This window comes from Herbaspirillum sp. Her3, from assembly GCF_057961275.1.
The window spans coordinates 2,006,160-2,024,232 of record NZ_CM176328.1; the positions used below are offsets into that span (position 1 = coordinate 2,006,160).

At 55.5% G+C, this 18,073-nt stretch carries 17 protein-coding genes and 1 pseudogene; 12 read left to right on the forward strand and 6 right to left on the reverse strand.

Annotation, left to right across the window (positions count from 1 at the left end; translation table 11 throughout):
- Positions 1–36: 36 nt before the first annotated feature.
- The 4 genes and pseudogenes from ACVC5H_RS09225 (at position 37) to ACVC5H_RS09240 (ending at position 6,191) form a co-directional block, all read left to right on the forward strand.
- Positions 37–1,095, forward strand: a complete 1,059-nt coding sequence (locus tag ACVC5H_RS09225) for a hypothetical protein (RefSeq protein ID WP_489622029.1) — start codon at positions 37–39, stop codon at positions 1,093–1,095.
- Positions 1,096–2,047: 952 nt separating this feature from the next.
- Positions 2,048–2,143 (forward strand): annotated as a pseudogene (locus tag ACVC5H_RS09230) (IS5/IS1182 family transposase); the annotation flags it as partial.
- A 144-nt stretch (positions 2,144–2,287) separates the two neighbouring features.
- Positions 2,288–3,922 carry a hypothetical protein gene (locus tag ACVC5H_RS09235; protein WP_489622030.1) on the forward strand — a complete coding sequence of 545 codons (1,635 nt, stop codon included), beginning with the start codon at positions 2,288–2,290 and terminating at the stop codon, positions 3,920–3,922.
- Positions 3,923–4,085: 163 nt separating this feature from the next.
- Positions 4,086–6,191, forward strand: a complete 2,106-nt coding sequence (locus ACVC5H_RS09240; protein ID WP_489622031.1) for a hypothetical protein — start codon at positions 4,086–4,088, stop codon at positions 6,189–6,191.
- A 662-nt stretch (positions 6,192–6,853) separates the two neighbouring features.
- Here ACVC5H_RS09240 and ACVC5H_RS09245 read toward each other — a convergent pair.
- The 3 genes from ACVC5H_RS09245 to ACVC5H_RS09255 are packed head-to-tail and all read right to left on the reverse strand — an operon-like array spanning position 6,854 to position 8,323.
- Positions 6,854–7,489: a Tox-REase-5 domain-containing protein gene (locus ACVC5H_RS09245; protein WP_489622032.1), complete on the reverse strand. Its 636-nt coding sequence runs from the start codon at positions 7,487–7,489 to the stop codon at positions 6,854–6,856.
- Positions 7,489–7,836 (reverse strand): hypothetical protein, encoded by a 348-nt coding sequence (locus tag ACVC5H_RS09250; protein WP_489622033.1) that lies wholly within the window; start codon positions 7,834–7,836, stop codon positions 7,489–7,491. The genes ACVC5H_RS09245 and ACVC5H_RS09250 overlap by 1 nt, the downstream gene beginning before the upstream one ends.
- Positions 7,820–8,323, reverse strand: coding sequence for a DUF4123 domain-containing protein (locus ACVC5H_RS09255; RefSeq protein WP_489622034.1), 504 nt, complete (start codon positions 8,321–8,323; stop codon positions 7,820–7,822). The genes ACVC5H_RS09250 and ACVC5H_RS09255 overlap by 17 nt, the downstream gene beginning before the upstream one ends.
- A gap of 264 nt (positions 8,324–8,587) precedes the next feature.
- On the opposite strand from ACVC5H_RS09255, the gene ACVC5H_RS09260 reads away from it, so the two are divergent.
- From ACVC5H_RS09260 to ACVC5H_RS09270, 3 genes are all read left to right on the forward strand, one after another.
- A protein-coding gene (locus ACVC5H_RS09260) for an IS3 family transposase (RefSeq protein ID WP_489620920.1) occupies positions 8,588–9,693 on the forward strand; the annotation gives its coding sequence in 2 pieces (ribosomal slippage) (positions 8,588–8,834 and positions 8,834–9,693; 1,107 coding nt in all).
- 36 nt (positions 9,694–9,729) lie between these two features.
- Positions 9,730–10,167, forward strand: a complete 438-nt coding sequence (locus ACVC5H_RS09265) for a hypothetical protein (protein WP_489622035.1) — start codon at positions 9,730–9,732, stop codon at positions 10,165–10,167.
- Between the two features lie 155 nt (positions 10,168–10,322).
- Positions 10,323–10,607: a hypothetical protein gene (locus ACVC5H_RS09270; RefSeq protein ID WP_489622036.1), complete on the forward strand. Its 285-nt coding sequence runs from the start codon at positions 10,323–10,325 to the stop codon at positions 10,605–10,607.
- An 87-nt stretch (positions 10,608–10,694) separates the two neighbouring features.
- On the opposite strand, the gene ACVC5H_RS09275 is transcribed toward ACVC5H_RS09270, so the two are convergent.
- A complete protein-coding gene (locus ACVC5H_RS09275) occupies positions 10,695–11,165 on the reverse strand; it encodes a response regulator (RefSeq protein ID WP_489622037.1) in 471 nt (156 codons plus the stop codon).
- A gap of 522 nt (positions 11,166–11,687) precedes the next feature.
- On the opposite strand from ACVC5H_RS09275, the gene argE reads away from it, so the two are divergent.
- Positions 11,688–12,890, forward strand: coding sequence for an acetylornithine deacetylase (argE, locus tag ACVC5H_RS09280; RefSeq protein ID WP_489622038.1), 1,203 nt, complete (start codon positions 11,688–11,690; stop codon positions 12,888–12,890).
- A gap of 82 nt (positions 12,891–12,972) precedes the next feature.
- On the opposite strand, the gene ACVC5H_RS09285 is transcribed toward argE, so the two are convergent.
- A complete protein-coding gene (locus ACVC5H_RS09285) occupies positions 12,973–14,130 on the reverse strand; it encodes an MFS transporter (protein ID WP_489622039.1) in 1,158 nt (385 codons plus the stop codon).
- Positions 14,131–14,222: 92 nt separating this feature from the next.
- Entirely contained in the window at positions 14,223–14,879 is a 657-nt protein-coding gene (locus ACVC5H_RS09290; protein WP_489622040.1) for a 7-cyano-7-deazaguanine/7-aminomethyl-7-deazaguanine transporter, read from the reverse strand.
- A 188-nt stretch (positions 14,880–15,067) separates the two neighbouring features.
- Between ACVC5H_RS09290 and yddG the strand changes: the two genes are divergently transcribed.
- The 4 genes from yddG to ACVC5H_RS09310 all read left to right on the forward strand — a co-directional run bounded on the left by yddG (position 15,068) and on the right by ACVC5H_RS09310 (position 18,006).
- Positions 15,068–15,961 carry an aromatic amino acid DMT transporter YddG gene (gene yddG, locus ACVC5H_RS09295; protein ID WP_489622041.1) on the forward strand — a complete coding sequence of 298 codons (894 nt, stop codon included), beginning with the start codon at positions 15,068–15,070 and terminating at the stop codon, positions 15,959–15,961.
- Positions 15,962–16,129: 168 nt separating this feature from the next.
- Positions 16,130–16,837: an energy transducer TonB gene (locus tag ACVC5H_RS09300; RefSeq protein ID WP_489622042.1), complete on the forward strand. Its 708-nt coding sequence runs from the start codon at positions 16,130–16,132 to the stop codon at positions 16,835–16,837.
- A gap of 21 nt (positions 16,838–16,858) precedes the next feature.
- Positions 16,859–17,593, forward strand: a complete 735-nt coding sequence (locus ACVC5H_RS09305) for a MotA/TolQ/ExbB proton channel family protein (RefSeq protein ID WP_489622043.1) — start codon at positions 16,859–16,861, stop codon at positions 17,591–17,593.
- The gene (locus ACVC5H_RS09310; RefSeq protein ID WP_489622044.1) at positions 17,593–18,006 is read left to right on the forward strand and encodes an ExbD/TolR family protein; all 414 of its coding nucleotides are present in this window, start codon (positions 17,593–17,595) and stop codon (positions 18,004–18,006) included. Before ACVC5H_RS09305 ends, ACVC5H_RS09310 begins: the two co-directional genes overlap by 1 nt.
- Positions 18,007–18,073: the final 67 nt, after the last annotated feature.

Here is an 18,073-nt window from a genome sequence, read left to right on the forward strand (position 1 = left end):
GCGGCCATCGAAACGTAGCTATTTCAGGGAATAACAATGACAACTGCATACACAGCTTCGAATCAAATCCCGATGAATGCACTGCCAACAACAAGCGGTGCTACTCAGCAATTTATCGCCAACGCGACGAATTCCGGCGCATCAACATTTTCGCCTGACGGGCTTTCTGCAGCGCCAATTTTTGGATTGGGCGGGGCCGCGCTACAGGGTGGAGAAATTGTTTCAGGTGGCGTCGTTACTTTAGTGTCCTACGTCGGTTCGTTGCTCAATAGTGGCAGCCTGTGCTGGATTCTGATCAGTTGCACCAGCGGAGCAGCTCAATTTGGTCCGGCAATAGCATCCCTACAGGCTGCGCAATTCGGTCAATTGACCGGCGTCGTCGGCTCCATGCGCAACGCGAAAATGAGTGTGACCGCAGCATCTGCCTCCGCCACATTTACAGCAGATGAAATCATTGTGGAGACCGCACTCGGCGGCTTGCAGTACAAGTTATCTAGTTACAGCAAAACGATCAACCTGGCGACAACCGGTGCCGGTGGCATGGATACTGGTACTGCGCCAGCCAGTGGCTTTGTAGCCTTGTATGCGATCTACAACCCTACCACTGCAACAGCTAGCATCTTGGCAACTAATGCAACATCGGCGGCTGCAGGCAATGTATATGGTGGCGCAAATATGCCATCTGGCTATACGGCATCTGCGCTGATTGGCGTATGGCCAACCACAGCGGCAAATCTATTTGTGATCGGGTACCAGGCTGATCGAGAATTTGTTTTTGTGCGTGCAATGCCGTTGGGATCGACTGCCTCCAATAGTTCTCTTACCGCGCTCTCGCTTGCAACGTGGGTTCCGAAAAATGCAAAGGAAGCTTGGGGAGATATTGAAAATTACAACGGTGGCAGCTCGGCAGACACGGTAACAATCGGTGTTGCCTCATCGACAGCTGGTGTCGATGCCATGTATGCCACTGGCGCTTCAGTCGTTCAAGTTCCATATCGGACGAAGTTGATTACCGCTCAGACGATCTATTATTTAAATACGTCAGGCAATGGAATAAACAACGTAAATATATTCGTGACCGGGTACAGCTTCTGATTTCATGACCACACCGCCGCTATCGTTACGATAGCGGCAACTCAGCCGGCAATAGCCACATCCTCGGAGATCAAGAGGATTGGTTGTTTCAAAGCACCCTATGTAGCATCGAAAACTGCGCCGCCCGAGGGGCACTCCGTCGCATCATTGGAGTCCCTAATACCTCGCTGATCGAAGACAAATTACAAATCGTGCAGACCGATCGGTATGGAAGGGTAAAATTTTCTGAGTAATACGTCGCAGCATTCGCGGACAAGGCGTTCTGGCACACCGCAGATGGGAACCAACTTATAAGTTCCGGGCATGATGTTATGTTCTAAGCTAACACGCCAGCCATTTTGGCAATCGCTTCTAGCGCTGATCTGGCCATTTAGCCGAGCGACGAATTCCTGAGGCGAGACAACTGTTGGGGATGTTGTCATTGCAAAAATAGCAAGTCATTTGAATGAGTGGTTATTTTAACAATATATGCAAGTTTTGGTGCATCATTTGCATGACATCGGAAGAGCCCTGATTCCTTTATGGAGTCGGGGCCTTTTTCTATCTGCTTTTAGCGTGATTGAAGTTTTTGGATGCGGGGAGCTCTTCGTAGCCAGAAGGCCTCTGGACGTTGCAGAGGCCTAGGTGAAAGCTGACAGTGAGACGGAGCGGAAGGATAGATGAAAGTTGCTAAAAAGCACTTATTTGCCGGTTTTGCCCTTGCGCGCGCGGTTGCCCCCACCCCGCGCCTGCTCGCTACATAGGGCGGTTTTGACTCAAATTTGCGTCAAGTGCCGAAGCCCACCCAGCGTGGCCCGGCACCCCGCCCAGAGGGCATCAAATCTGACGCATTTTGATGCATCCCGCTGGCTTAAGCTGAGGAAAGTTACTATCGGCGACTCCGCAATATCCATGCATTAACTTAAACCAACGAGGGTCTGTTTACATTTGCTGAAATGTGTTTACATCTTGTTTTCGTCGCGTCTCAACTTGATACGACAAGCTCGCTGACAGCTACCTTGTGTTCGTCTCGCTTGCCTGCGCATTCGGACCATTCGTGAAAATGTGAACAGGCCCTAGCCTCCACGATCCCCGGGGCGATTCAATTTTATAAATACGTAAATTGCCATTCAGACAGTTTTATACTCGCCGCACTTTTGCACGACTTATACTCAGCATTTTTTACCTCTTTCGTAAAAGAATAATTGACAACATGAAGAATTTAATGCGATTTACTTGGGTAAATGCCATTGTGGCAACGATTCTCTTCGGAGTATCTATCGGCATTGATCTTGTTCTTGCACTATCTCATTCGACCTTGATTGAGGTCTACGACTCTGTCCCTGACGAAATACTGTTCTACCATCAAGCAAAAATCCTTTCGACACTGTTAGTCAGTGGTGATTGGCATGCCATTTCTTCGTTCGGTACTCCCTATGGGTATGGCTTCCCTTTTTGGCTTACAGCAGCTGGCATCATCCTCGCTCTTCCAGACGCAATGACACACGGAATCGCGGCTCACAAACTGATCTTTTTGGCGATGAAATGGTTCTCCTTCGGTGCATTTTTACCGCTCATATGGCGTCGTCGCGGCCCAACTGCCGTGTCATTTTTCGCCGTGATGATCGTTGCCTGTAGTGCCTTCTTTTTTTACGGAAAAATATTTTCCCCTGAATTTGAAATGTTGGCCTTGGCTGCGGCTAGCATCATTTTCTTGTGGAAAGATCAAGGAAGACTTGCAATACAAACAGTATTTGCCCTTTGTATGGCATTCATTGCGACTGCAATAAAGTTGACCGCATTTCCTGTGCTTCTCGCCGCGGGGGGCTATAGCATCTTGACTTATGTACGGCAGCGGCAAGTATCGTTTGCGGCAATTCCTGCATACTTGATTACGGTAGTTACCTTTTTATTGTGCCTACTGCCATTCTTCACCGTTGCAGGTCGTCTCAATGCGACTTCGTGGGCCTCCTTAAACGTGGGGCGCCACTATTCCGGTGAAAATTTTTTGACCTGGTTTTTCTACAGGAATACAACATGGGATGTAATTCCTCTCGGGGGCGCAATAAGCTTTCTGGGCGCAATGGGTGCATTAGCTTTCTTCACCCTCAATTGGATATCGACAGATAGAAAAAATATCAACGATAGCGAATTGCCTAGAATTATTGTCGTCAGCGCTTTAATTGGCTTTGTTTTTATCATTTTTGGTGAGGGTTATTTTGACTGGTATTTGTGGATACCTGCATTAATGCTGATTGCGGCTACGACAATGTCCGTGCCGACCACCCCTCTTAAACCCTGGGCACTTGTTGCGTGTACTTTTCTCATTCTTGCATCGTTGCCTGAAACGCTACGCCGCATTAGCATTCGTCACGAAGTGCTCTCTGAGCTAAGTGATGCGAAATACGAGCGCTCAAGCATCCGCGAGCTATTGAGCAGAGCGATGCCCCGCTGTGGGAAACCATTAGTTGTGGCGACTGATTTTCTGCTTGCGTTAGAAAACGAAGATCCAAATATTCGAGTTTACAGACTTCGGGACTGGGCTACTGAAGCCATCCCCGATTCATCGCCCTTCTTCAAGTTCCGTAATCAGTTCTGGTTGCCACAGAGTTTTTTTTCTGCTGAGCTAAATTCCTTCCCCTTGCCAACGAAATCGCAAGTGACTCATATCTTGACCAATGAACGCTTAAAACACATCGGCCTGAGTCAGTTTAGTAACATCGCTGGAGCTGAGATTGCATCTAATCGAGAAGCTATACACTTCGGAGGAATAACATTTCGACTTGTCGAAAACATTGGAAACTCGGCACTCTATGAAACAACAAGTTCTCTCTGTGCAACTCCGTAATTTCTTGTGAAGACGTCCCATGCTTAAAAGCGATTTAATCACCGTCACAAAAAAAGCATGGTCAAGCAACACCTCATCACAATGCATAGAGCGTTAAGCATGAAATAGAACTTACATACGTTGATTTATAATCGACAACATTTTTTATAAGTTACATGCCTAAATGCGCCAACATGAAATCAATGTAAATGCCAGCGATTGCCACAAAAATTCTTGGATTCGCGGATTAAGCCGCTCCATCCAGTTATTCTGTTTGATTGTGCTATTGCTGATAACACTAACACGGCTAGATTTCTCGTTCGCGGTGAGTGACGACAATCTTCTGCAGTGGCAACCTGTGATGAACGCCGCATTTTCAGAATTGCTAAAGTTCAGATTACCACTCCTCAATACTCAGCAGATGCTAGGTATTCCAATCATTGATGTCGGTTACTACAGCATCCTGAATCCAATGATGCAAGTTAGCTACTTGGTTTCTCGAGCCTTTGGTCATCAAAGCTGGACATCAATTACCACCTACTTCATTCTTTGCTTTTTCGTCGGAAATCTCGTTACCTATAAGCTAATGCGAATTTGGTGCAGCCACTTCGATGCATTAATTGCTGTCGCATTATATTCAAGTTGTGCTTGCTACATTAGCTATGGAAATTGGTACTATGTTTTTACTAATTTTTCCTTGATTCCGCTATTTTTCTATAGCGCAGCTACCTATCTTCACAATAATAGGAATACATATTTGCTGGGATTTTCATTAGCACTCTCGGCTTATTGCGGGAACATCCAGTTCTTTGTCTACCATTGCATTATTGCGATGATAATCCTTTTGTCTGCTGGATTTCACCAGAAAATTCGCGCCGCAAGCTGGGCATTAAAGACAGTCATTGCATTTTCCGCGGCGCTTCCGGTGCTCCTTCTCTGGCTACGAGCGTCAAGCGAATTTGTAATCAATAGGGGACCTCAAGATTCAGTTGTACTTTCATTGATGCCATTCAAACTGCTAACGTCAATGTTCTACAGCACAAACTTCAGCTTTGAAGTAGGGGAGACCTATCGACAATATTCTGAATTATTCATCGGCGGATTAGCAGTTACTGCAACAGCTGGGATTTATTTGCATTTTGCAAAAAGACATCAACTGCAGAGTCCTTTATCTCTCAATATACTAATGGCCGCATCGGTAGCTACACTCTTAGTTGCTTTAACTGCGTCATGCGGTATCTTCATCGAACACATTCCAGTTCTAAATCAGTTCAGGTTTGGTTTTAAATGGTATTTTCTAGTGCCGCCAACCTTGGTTGTCATGTCGATTCCGGCATTCAAAATTATCCCCAGAAGTTTAATCAGAACAGTTACTGTTTTGATTCTTGTTTTTTACTCTCTGTACCAGACGTCCGACATCCTTAGTAAGCGACTCCATCAAGCGCTCCCGACTGAAGCCAGTTTCACCTTATCTGGTGCTGCATTTCGTTCCATAACAGATTTCGAAAAAATGAATTATCGGTTTCTTTCTGAATCTGATTCACGATTTGAGCCCAACCTCATAGGAGGAAATTCAGCAACAATAATTGGGATTTCTTCACCCAATGGATATCACATTGGCCCACCAATCAAGACATGGCAGATCCTATTGCCATTATTAGGATATGGCCTGGAATACGGAGGCGGTATCGCCCGAAAAGATATCGACAATTGTGCTCAGACTGATGAATCCGTTGAATGTGCTCGCCTTTTTAAGGCCATCACAATTACATCCTCAAAATACATTTTGGTAGATTCATCACGAATATCTCAACTCTCCAAAGCACTCAATTCAAGCGCCGCGCAACAGGCGGGAATTCGCTCCTTCTCGGTAGAACGAATGGAAAAGGGCATCTCGCTATTTACACTTGATGGAATACGTGCAATAGCTTCTACAGAAGAAAAGCAAAAACCGGTATCGCTTGCTATGACATCTAATTCCCAGGGTTTTACCATTGAAAAGCCAGATGGCATTACAAGCATTCGTCTAAGCGCAATAAATTTATCTCGGTATCACGCATACTTTATTTCTAAAGATAGCCATAAAGAATTGGTGCCTCTCATTGAAGACGAAGGCATTATTAAGATCGACAAATTACCGTCAGCAAGTGGAACTATTCGCGTCGCATACGAAGATCCGCTCGCCCTGATTGCGTTGATAGGAGAGATGTTACTCACCGCCATTTTTCTTTTTTATTTGTTTAGGGCATGTGCTCTTGTCCATTTTAAAAAATCGAGACTCTCAGTGTAATTTTTTTAGCGATCTGCGAAGAATGAACGGAATGTGCTATCAAATGTATGTCACAAACTCATATTCAAGCTGAATAGAATCTGCTCCGCAATTTCAAAACTATCCAGCATCTATATGACTTTGTAGCACCTTGCCTTAAATAATTACGAAGAAAATATAAATCTAAGTCATTGATTTTTAAGACTTTTTCCGTGAATTCGTAATTGGTGGGGCAGGAGGTTATATGAGCTTTACACGCTGTTTCTGAATAACAAATCCCGCCCCCGCAACCAAATGCAAGTAAGGCGAAAGCCTTGCTGACAAAGGCCCTAAGCGTGACAGCGCTCAGGGCCTTTTTGCTTTGCTTGACTTCCGCAAAGTGAGTTGCGTGACTTGTGCGAGATCTTTTCGCCAAGCAACACCCGCCGAGCTTAAGTGGACTGACGTTTTCGTTGACTATCACGTGCGCCATACCGACGCCAAATTGACCGGCTGCCGTCTTTGGCTGCAATGAGATTGAGCCGTTGCAGGGGCAGTTTGGATGCTTGAACGAGTGGGCCGGCCAGGAGGTGGTCAGCTTCCGTCCCTATCAGCTTCCCGCCAATGAGGGGAGAGGATCATGAGCGATCTCGCAGACAAATTGATCGGCAATTCAACCGCTCCAAGCCGAGCGATGGCGACCTTCACATGTCAGCAAAGCGGGGAAGCAAGTCTTGATCGACCAAGCGGATTTCGATGGCATTAGCGATCTTGACGTGTTCCGGGTTCTCGTCGGAAAACGGTTCGTCGGTAACGCTGACCAGGATCGTGCCGGTTTGCATGTCCTTCCCTTTTTCGTCTTTGCCCATCACTGGAGTGAGCACGCGGGCTTCTGGCACTTGCTTCGAGGTCAGCACTTTAGGCAGGTAGCCGAAATCGTCAAAGAACTGGTCATAGGTAGATTTGGCCTCTTTGAGCAAACATTCGCTGGAATCAAAGCCATCAAAGTCAACATCGGAGAAGTTCCACTCCGTTATCCATCCGTCTCCAAATGGCAGGCCACAGATACGAAACTGATAGGCAACTACTTCTGGCCCCCATTGCTGATTGCGAATCGTTGTATGTCCTTTATCAGGAGGGCAGTCTTTGCATTTCTTACGCTCCTTCGTTGTGGCATCAGTGCGCGCGATGGGGGAGGACTTTGCCTGCTCAGCTTCTTCCTGGCGCTTGCGCGCACGCTCCCTCGCAGCCTCGCCCGCCGCGCCAATGGCGCCTACACCTAGTGCAGTCAAGATACGGGCTCCTATACCCTCGATCAGCGGTACCGCCAGTGACGCCATCAACGTTCTCCCTTGAGCATATGTTTCATGACGGCATCGAGATCATCGAGCCGTTGTTCCGGCGTCGCACCGGGCTTGCGCAGGTAGTGATCGACCAGCGGGTCATCGTAGATGTGCGGAGCATCAGCAGACAGGTACATCAGCCGCACGATGTGTGGGGTGCTGGTGAAACCTGTCCGGGCGGCGTAGTCGTAGGCGTCCTGCATCCGCTTTAGCACTTCGTCTCGTCCAGGCGGGTCCCGCATCTCGGGCCGATTGGCCAGGAACGCATCACACACGGCTGCAACGAACTGGCGGGCTTCACCTTGTTGCAGATTTTGCCACTGCGCCTCAGTAAGCGTCAGCATGTTGCCTCCCAATCCAAACGCGCCTGCCTTCATGCAGCAGGTGCCACTCATGAATGTGACCGAAGAACTCTTCACGCTGCGGCGCATCGAGCGTGCGCGCCAGATTGACCAGGACACGCGGATCCCAGAAACGAAGCAAGGCGCGGCGGCCATCTGGAAGATTCACGTTCATTCGCAGTTGCAGCAGTTGTCCGAGGCCTTCCAGGTCTTGCGGCGCGATCAGCCAAGTAAGCGACGGCGCATCTCGTTCGAGCGTGGTCAGCTCGGCGATGGCGGCCTCGTCTGCCATGGACGTGTCTACCAGCCAAGGGCCTGCATGGGCCAGCGCCGCGTCCGGCGTCCGGGCAAACAGCGGAAACAGCCCGCTACTCGGGTGGAATCGCTTACAGAGCTGGGCTTGGTACTGCACACCATCGACCAGTGCGTACAGCCGAAGCGCGGGAATGGAGTGGTGCAGTTGTTCCAACCGTGATTGCACGTCGAGCATTGTCATTCCCGGATGACGATTGGGCTGCCGAAGTGTGCGGCTTTGCGCAGGCAATCCAGGCAGATGCCGGAGTCGGTCGAGGCTGCGACCTGGGATGTCGCACTTAGTGCCTCTGCCTTGGCATCTGCTGCTGAATCGCCAATCGTTGATTCGTCTGACCAGGTTGTTGTCGCCTGCGTGCAGAGCAGGCGGGCGCCACACTCGTGACCTGCTCCCCGAGATTAGTACGGCAATGATGTAGAGTCTGCCCCATACGGAGGCAGCATGAAGAAACGATTTACCGAAGAGCAAATTATCGGCGTACTCAAGGAAGCCGAAGCCGGTATGAAAGTAGCCGAGGTTTGCCGGAAGCATGGCATCAGCGACGCGACGTACTACAACTGGAAATCCAAGTTCGGCGGGATGACGGTATCCGAAGCCCAACGGCTCAAGGCTCTGGAGGCCGAGAATGCCAAGCTCAAGAAGCTGCTGGCAGAAAGCCTGCTGGACAACGCTGCGCTAAAGGATGTTCTCGGCCGAAAGTGGTAAGCCCGCAGGATAGGCGAAGCGCCGTGACGCACATCATGCATGTTCACGGTCTAGGCGTAACCCGTGCCTGCGGGCTAATAGGAATTTCTCGTTCCTTGTATCACTACGAATCCCGTCGTCCTGACGATGAGGAGTTGCGTCAACGTCTTTGCGAACTGGCGGCCATAAAACGCCGATATGGCTATCGGCGTCTGCATGTATTGATGCAGCGGGAAGGATGGCAGGTCAATCGAAAGAAGCTGCTTCGGGTGTATCGGCAGGCAGGCCTGAGCGTCAGGCGCCGCAAGAGGAAGCGGATTGCGGGCGTGGAGCGGCAATTGAAGGTTCGGACGACGATGTCCAATCAGAGCTGGTCGATGGACTTTGTATCGGATGGATTGGCTGATGGTCGCCGATTGCGCTGCCTGAACATCGTGGACGACTTCACCAAGGAATGTCTGGCTATCGAGGTTGATACGTCGCTGCCAGGCACACGGGTCGTATCGGTGCTGTCGCGACTATCAGAGCTTCGAGGATTGCCGCAATCGATTACCATCGACAACGGCCCCGAGTTCGCCGGTAAGGTGCTCGATGCCTGGGCCTATGCACACGGATTAAAGCTGAACTTCATTGAACCTGGCAAGCCGCAGCAGAATGCCTACATCGAGAGTTTCAACGGCAAGTTTCGGGATGAATGCCTGAATGAACATTGGTTTGTTTCGATGCGGCATGCTCGGGAAGTCATTGCCGCCTGGCGACGAGAATACAATTTTGAGAGGCCGCATAGTTCCCTTGGGTACCTGACGCCGCAACAGTTTGCAGAGACTTTTTTAACCGCAGACTCCAAGTCGTTCTCGTACTAAATTGGGGAGCAGGTCAGCGCTTTCGCAGCGGGCAGATTGGCGGCTAAAGATATCCAACTGGCACATCGCGAAATTGACGAGGTTTTTCGTCAGCTCAAAGAGGAGATGTTGGAGGCGACCCACCAAAAAATAGAAATTTATCTGGCGCCTGTCGATGAACATAAAAGTATTTTGCTAGGGGCCGCGCAAAGGTTCTCCGAAGGAGAGTCAGTCCCGTTAGGTGGTGCGCCGCAGAAGTTTTATGTCACCGCACGAAATAATCAGGTTGGTCCACCATCAGCCCTGTATCTGGCCAAGCTTACCCGTCCCTTTGAAGGGTTCCCCTGTGACCTGGCTTTCTCCATGATTACCGAGCGTTGCCACGACGTGTTAGCGCTCACATTTTCATTGCAGGGCATGTTGAGCAATGCCTGGGTCGCAAAAAGGTTGGTGGATCTGGAGAATTCGATTGCCAGTAAATCTCGATTCAGGTGATGTTGAGCGGCTCGCAGGATTCACGCGCTCCATTGGGCCGACCTCCCATTGTCTTCTCAAGGCCGCCACGCGGGCAGGCGAGGACCAACTGCACTCAGCAGCCCATTGTTCGTGATAGCATCCACCCACTTCATTCACCCCAAAGAGAGATGCCCATGTCAGAACAGGATCAGAACCAGGACCAAGCCCAAGACCAAGACCAAGACCAAGACCCCTGGATCATCCGCGCCGAAGAGCTGAAGACACAGATGGAAGCGCTGCTGGTCGCTCAGCTGGAAGAATATGAAAAAATGACCGCCAAGCTGGAACAGTGGAAGCAGAATCCCGGTGGCTCCTGGCTCACCGAAGCGGATTACCAGCCCTGGCAGGACGCCCTCAAGAAACTGGAAGCCGCACAGCGCGACTTCGATGAGCACATCAGCTCGCGTGTGAAGAAATAAGCAGCCATCGGCCCGGCCAATGGCGCGGGTGTTCATAAAAATGCCGTGACAGGTGAATGTCACGGCATTTTTCATGGGTGTCTGCGTTCAAGATGGCGTGCTCTGGCCACCAGTCGGGGCCGCGCCCGTACCGCCACTGCGCTTGCGCCGCCGCTTGCTCCAGCGCCGCGCACGGTCCACCACCACGTCCATGTATTGCTGCGCCGTCTCCGGCTTGAGCAGATATTCCACGGCGCCAGCCTCGATCAGCGCCGGCATCTCGGGCGGATAGTCACTGTCGGGAAAGACCACGATCGGCACCCCCCGCGTATCGCGGCCTGCCTTCATCGCCTGGATGAAGTCCAGGCCGTTGTTCTCCATCATGCCCGGGTCAAGGAAGATCATGCCCGGCAATTGCGTGTCGCCCTCCTGGCGACGCTCCAGCAAACGTTCGATGGCTGCGTCTGCTTCGTCATACCACTGCAATACACAGTGAAAATTCTGGCGCCACAGCGCAAAGCGCGCCAGCTCCACTGCTTCGCCGTTCGACTCAATCATCAGTATGATCGGCGGTTTCATGGTCTTGTCCTTCTCTTGTAGTGACCCTGATCACCATTCCTGTGCCTTGGGAATGCATGCTGGCCTCTGCGGGCGCTTCTCCAGGCACAAAACTTCAGCCGCAGTCTGACAAAAATGCGCAGAAACTCATAGCAGGATTTTCCTGATACGGCCCGCTTTCACTGTCTACAAGACCGCCCAAGCCTTTGCAATTGCCTCTGCAGGCGAACCCTCATCGGGGCACAACTGCACGCCTCTCCGTGAAAACTCTTCATCTCCTCAGCCGGCATATGCATTGCGGTGTAAGCTAAGTCTTTCTTTGCAGGGCAGACGATTCCCTTGGAGAATGAAATTCCCATTGGGCGGGATTTCATGGTGTCGAGGGAGCGCTCTACCGCCCGGGTCATCCGCTCCCGTCTGCCGCCATCCCGGCAGGCGTCGGTGGTGGCACGCGGCTTGCTGCACTTCTGCGGGAACACGGAAACGGCCTGTCCTCTTGACGGCTGGTCCGGCGTTCCGGATTTGAACAGGCAAACCATCATCATGAACGCATCACTGAACCCCGCCGCCGCGGAACCGACGCCGGCGACGCTGGATATCCTCAAGACTCTCATCGGTTTCAACACCATCAGCCGCGAATCCAACCTGGGCCTCATCGAATGGGTGCGCGACTACCTCGAGCGCCATGGCGCCACCACCCGCCTCACCTATGACGCCGAGCGGCGCAAGGCCAACCTGTTCGCCACTGTTGGCGACGCCGGTCCCGGCCGTTTCGGTACGGTCTTCTCCGGGCATACCGACGTGGTGCCGGTCAAGGGCCAGAACTGGGACACCGATCCCTTCGTGGCCCATGTGGCCGATGGCAAATTGTTCGGTCGCGGTGCTTGCGACATGAAGGGTTTCATCGCGGTCTGCCTGGCGCGCCTGCCGGCCATCGCCCAGGATCGCTTGCATACGCCGCTGCACTTTTCCTTCTCCTATGATGAAGAAGTGGGCTGCCTGGGCGTGCGCGAGCTGCTGGCCGACCTGCAGCAGAACGACATCAGGCCCACCGGCGTCATCATCGGTGAGCCGACCATGATGCAGCCGGTGATCGCGCACAAGGGTAAGCGCTCCTATCGCTGCTCGGTGCATGGCCATGCGGCGCATTCCTCGTGCCCGCACCTGGGCATCAACAGCATCGACTACGCCGCCATGATGCAGCTGAAGATCCGCGAGATCGCCCTGCGCGTGCGCCATTCGGAGGTGCAGGATTACGACTTTGACGTGCCGTATTCCTCCATCGTCACCACGCTCTCCAACGGCGGCAACGCCCCCAACATCATCCCGGACAAGGCCGAATTCGTCTTCGAGCACCGCTTCCTGCCGGGCATCGATCCGGGCGAGGTGTTCGAGGAAGTGAAGCGTTATGCAGAACAGGAAGTGCTGCCGCAGATGCAGATCGAGGGCGCGCAAGGGCGTATCGAATTCGAGACGCTGACGGCCTATCCCGGCATGAGCACCTCGCCCGATGATCCGCTGGTGAGTTCGGCGCTGCGCATCCTGGGCAGCGAGCGCGCGCGCAAGGTCGGCTTCGGTACCGAGGGCGGGCTGTTCGGCCAGGCCGGCATGCCGGCGGTGATCTGCGGCCCGGGCGACATCATCCATGCGCACAAGCCCAATGAGTTCGTCACCCTGGAGCAATTGGCACGATGTGAAAGTTTCTTCGACAACTTCATCGCCTCGGCGCATCTGAAGGCGGCCTGAGGCTTTTTACCTCTTCTGCAATATGAACAAAGGCGCTTGTCCGCGAGGGGCAAGCGCCTTTTTTAACGAGCGTGGCGGTGGTTCAGGCCGTGGCGCGCACGCGCTTGTCCAGCGAGGCCGAGAAGGCCACCGTCACCAATCCCAGCAGGGCGAAGGCCGAGCCGATCAGGGGCAGGTCGGTCAGCGGCAGGCCGGCCGAGATCGCCAGGCCGCCGACCCAGGCGCCGGTGGCGTTGCCCAGGTTGAAGGCGCCCTGGTTGAGGGTCGAGGCCAGGTTGGGCGCGCCGCGCGCCGTATCGAGCACACGGATCTGCGCGCCCGGCACCACCGCAAAGGCGAAGGCGCCCCAGGCAAACATGGTCGCCAGGGTCGGCCACTTGTAATGGCTGGTGAAGGAGAACAGGCCCAGCACGATGGCAATGCAGAGGAACACGCCGCACATCACGGGCATAAGTTTCCAGTCCGCCAGCTTGCCGCCGACCAGGCCGCCCACGGTGATGCCGGCACCGAAGAGCAGCAGTACCCAGCTCTCTTGTTGGGTGCTGAAGCCGGTCACGTCCAGCAGGATGTAGGCGATGTAGGTGATCACGCTGAACATGCTGATCGAGGCCAGCGTCGAGGTCAGCAGCGAGAGCTGCACGCGGGTATCGATGATGGAGCGGAACTCCTGGAAGATGTTGCCGCCCTGCATGGGGATTTTCCTGGGCAGCATGGTCCACAGCATGACGGCAGCCAGCACCCCGATGCCGGTCACCACGCCGAAGGTGGAGCGCCAGCCGGCCGCATGGCCGAAGGCCGTGCCCAGCGGCACGCCGAGAATGTTGGCCACGGTCAGGCCGGTGAACATGAGGGCCACGGCTTGTGCCCGCTTTTGCGGGGAAACCAGTTCAGCCGCCACCACCGAGCCGATGCCGAAGAAGGCCGCATGGCAGAAGGCGGTCACCACGCGCGCCACCATCAGGAACACATAATTGGGCGCCACCGCACACAGCACGTTGCCCAGGATGAACAGGCACATCAGCCCCACCAGCGCCTGCTTGCGCGGCCATTTGGCGGTCAGGATGGCGAGGATGGGAGCGCCTGCGGCCACGCCCAGCGCATAGCCCGAGACCAGCATGCCGGCCGCCGGGGCCGAAACGCCCAGGTCGCGCGCAACGTCGGGCAGCAAGCCCATGATGACGAATTCAGTGGTGCCGATGCCGAAGGCGGCAACGGCAAGGGCAAACAGGGGCCAGTTCATGCGCAGTCCAGGTGGAGGGTGGAGGGGAGGGCGCAGTGACGGTGACCGCGCAAAGGCGCAAGTTTACCGTCCTATGCAAATCGCTGCAGGACTCAGACCGGATCGGCCGCCAGCGGCCGGGCGAACCAGCTCTTCAGGAAGGACATCAGTGCGCCGTACACCGGCAGGAAAAACAGCAGGCTGATGGCAATCTTGAAGCCGTAATCGACCAGCGCGATCTCCACCCAGTGCGTGGCCATGAAGGGATCGCTGCTGCGCCAGAAGGCGATGGAGAAGAAGGCAATCGTATCGCTGGCATTGCCGAAGACCATCGACACCGCCGGTGCCAGCCACCAGTGGCGCGAGGCGCGCAGGCGATTGAAGACCTGCACGTCCAGCACCTGTCCCAGCACATAGGCCATGAAGCTGGCTACCGCGATGCGTGCCACGAACAGGTTGAAATGCGCCAGCGCATCGAAGCCCTGCCATTGTCCCTGGTAGAACAGGGCCGAGACACCATAGGAAATGAACAGCGCCGGCAGCATCACCGCAAAGATGATGCGGCGGGCCAGCGGCGCACCGAAGAAGCGTACCGTCAGATCGGTCGCCAGGAAGATGAAGGGAAAGCTGAAGGCGCCCCAGGTGGTATGCAGGCCAGCAATGGCAACGGGTAACTGCACCAGGTAATTGCTGGACGTGATCACCAGCAGATGGAACAGCGAAAGCCAGGTCAGCAGCGCGGCGTGGCGGCGCAGGTCGAGAGTCGTCATATGAACCTTTTTGATGAATGGGGGCGAGGGAACCCATGCGATACCTTCCAGCCGCAGCAAGACTGCCCTGGCGGCCGGGTAGAAGGGGCAGGAGTTTAACATATCGCCGCTGTCCGCCCGCTGTGCGGGGCAGGGCGGACGAGGAACTGCCCCGTTGAGGTACACTTTGGCGCTTTTGGGCAGGCGCAATGAAGAGCAAGCAGGCAACCCTGATCGGACTGAGTGCGGTGGTCTTGTGGAGCGCCATCGTCGGCCTGATCCGCGGGGTGAGTGAACACCTGGGCGCCACTGGTGGGGCCGCTGCCATCTACACAGTGGCTTCGCTGATCCTCCTGGTGTCGGTCGGATTCCCGCGTCTGTCGGGTTTCCCGCGCCGGTATCTGCTGTGGGGCAGCGGGCTTTTCGTGGCGTACGAACTGTGCCTGTCGCTCTCCATCGGCTATGCCCATACCGGCCGCCAGGCCATCGAGGTGGGCATGGTCAACTACCTGTGGCCGACCTTCACGCTGGTGGCCGCCATCCTCTTCGGAGGGCAGCGCGCCACGCTGCTGGTGGTGCCGGGTTTCATTCTGTCCATGCTGGGCATCTGCTGGGTGCTGGGCGGGGACCAGGGCCTGGACCTGGCCGGCATGCTGGACAACATCCGCGACAATCCTCTGAGCTATGGCCTGGCTTTCGTGGGAGCATTGATCTGGGCGGCCTACTGCACGGTGACTACCCGCCTTGCCCAAGGCAAGAACGGCGTGACATTTTTCTTCATGCTGGTGGCATTGGCCTTGTGGGCGAAGGTCCTGCTGGGCGGGCATGCGGGTGAACTATCCTTCAGTCTGCCCGCACTCGCCTATCTGCTGCTGGCCGCCACGGCGATGGGGCTGGGCTATGCGGCGTGGAACGTGGGCATCCTGCATGGCAACGTGACCGTGCTGGCGGGGGCCTCCTATTTCATTCCCGTGTTTTCATCGGCCTTGTCGGCGCTGCTGCTGCGTGCACCACTGCCGCCTTCGTTCTGGATTGGGGCGGCGCTGGTGTGTGCCGGATCGATCCTGTGCTGGCGGGCCACCATGGGGCGCGGAGGGGCCTGAGACTCTCGGCATTGACTGTTCAATCTCACCGTCTGAGTGGGCTAACAAAGTTTTACACATACTCTGGTATTGCTGACGTCGTTGTCATAAAAGCGTAACGGCCAGGTCATCAAGTCTCCCTAGACTCCTGTTTTTTTCAAAGCGACACCGCTTCGTGCGGCAAGAGTCATGCAGTCTTCCCTCCCTTATTTCCCGCAGCATGCCGCGCCGGGCGCGGCCATGCTGCGCAGCGCACGGCCGGCGCTGCTGGTAGTCGCGGCCCACGTGGGCTTGCTGTGGCTGGCCACGTCCATGCACGCCGCGCCACCTGCAGCGATTCCGGTAACTGCACCGCCCACCGTGATGCTGGCGGTTTTCGAAGCTGCGCCGCAGCCGGCCCAGGCGCCCGCGCCACAGCCTGTGCGCACGGTGCCATTGCAGCGTCCCCAACCACATCCGAAGGTCGCTTCCTTGCCGACCCCGGTGAGTGCTGCGCCGTCTGCCGTGACCGCGCCGGCAGCGCCTGCCACGGCGGCGCCATCGTCTGCCGCTCAGGTGGCCGCCGCTGAGCCGGCCGCCCCGGCAGCGCCGACACCGGCTGCACCGGCCAAGCCGGCGCTGGTCACCAGCGGCGTGCAATACCTCACTCCTCCGCAACCGGTCTATCCCGCTGCTGCGCGGCGCCGTGGCGATGAAGGCGAAGTGCTGCTGCGCGTGCTCATCAACGCCCAGGGCGGCGTGGAGCAGATTGCGCTGGAACGCTCTTCCGGCATCACCAGCCTCGATCAGGCTGCGCGCGAGGCCGTCGCGCGTGCCCGCTTCCAGCCTTATGTGGAGCAGGGCAGGGCACAGCCCGCCTACGTGGTGGTGCCGATCAAATTTCAACTGAACCAGTAATCCCCCAGAAAGGAAGAAACAATGGATGCAAGCCCCTACGGCCTCTCGGCCCTCTGGTCGCAAGGCGATATCGTCACCAAGGCGGTGGCAGTGCTGTTGACGATGATGTCGATGGCATCGTGGTACGTGATCTTGACCAAGGCCATGCAGCTGTGGCGCTACCGCGCGCCCGCCCACGCCGCCGGCCATGCCTTCTGGGAAGCCGGAAACGTCGCTGCCGGCGTCACCGTCCTGGGCCGTGACAATCCCTTTGCCGACCTGGCTAGCGCCGGCCTGGCCTCGGTCGACCATCACACCACCCACCAGGGTCAGTTGCAGGATCGCCTGCCGGTCAGCGAGTGGGTCACGCTGTCGCTGCGCCAGGCCATCGATGAGGCCTCGGCCAGCCTGCAGTCGGGCATGGCGGTGCTGGCTTCGGTCGGATCGACCGCGCCTTTCGTGGGCTTGTTCGGTACCGTCTGGGGCATCTATCACGCCCTGGTTTCCATCGGCAGCAGCGGCCAGGCCAGCATCGACAAGGTGGCCGGTCCCGTCGGTGAAGCGCTGATCATGACGGCGCTGGGCCTGGCGGTGGCCATTCCTGCCACCTTCGGCTACAACGCACTCCTGCGCGGCAACAAGAGCATCCTCGCGCGTCTGAACAAGTTCGGATTCGAACTGCATGCGCTCTTCGTCACCGGTGCTCGAGCCGACCACGCCAGCGGCTCGGGCGAGGCACCCGCAGCCATGCGCCTGCGCGCCCAGGGAGCGGCGTGATGGGCATGGGTTCCCTGTCGGATTCGGACGACGACTTCAATCCCGAAATCAATACGACGCCGCTGGTGGACGTGATGCTGGTGCTGCTGATCATTTTCATCATCACCGTGCCGGTCATGAACAACGCCGTCAAGATCGACCTGCCGCACGCCACCGCCCAGCCCGATACGCTCAAGCCCGACAGCATCAACCTGGCCATCGATGCCGACGGCAAGGCCTACTGGAATGACGAACCGGTCGACCTGGCCCAGCTCAGGCAGCGCATCAGCACAGCCGCCGCCCGGCCGCAGCCGCCCGAACTGCACTTGCGTGCGGAACGCACCACGCCTTACGAAAAGGTGGCGCAGGTGATGGCCCTGGCCCAGGCCGGCGGGCTGGCCAAGATCGGTTTCGTGACCGATCCGCGCCCATAAGACAGGCAGGCCAGCAGATCAGATTCAAGCAATACCGAAGGCTGACCGGGTACGCCCAAGGTCAGCC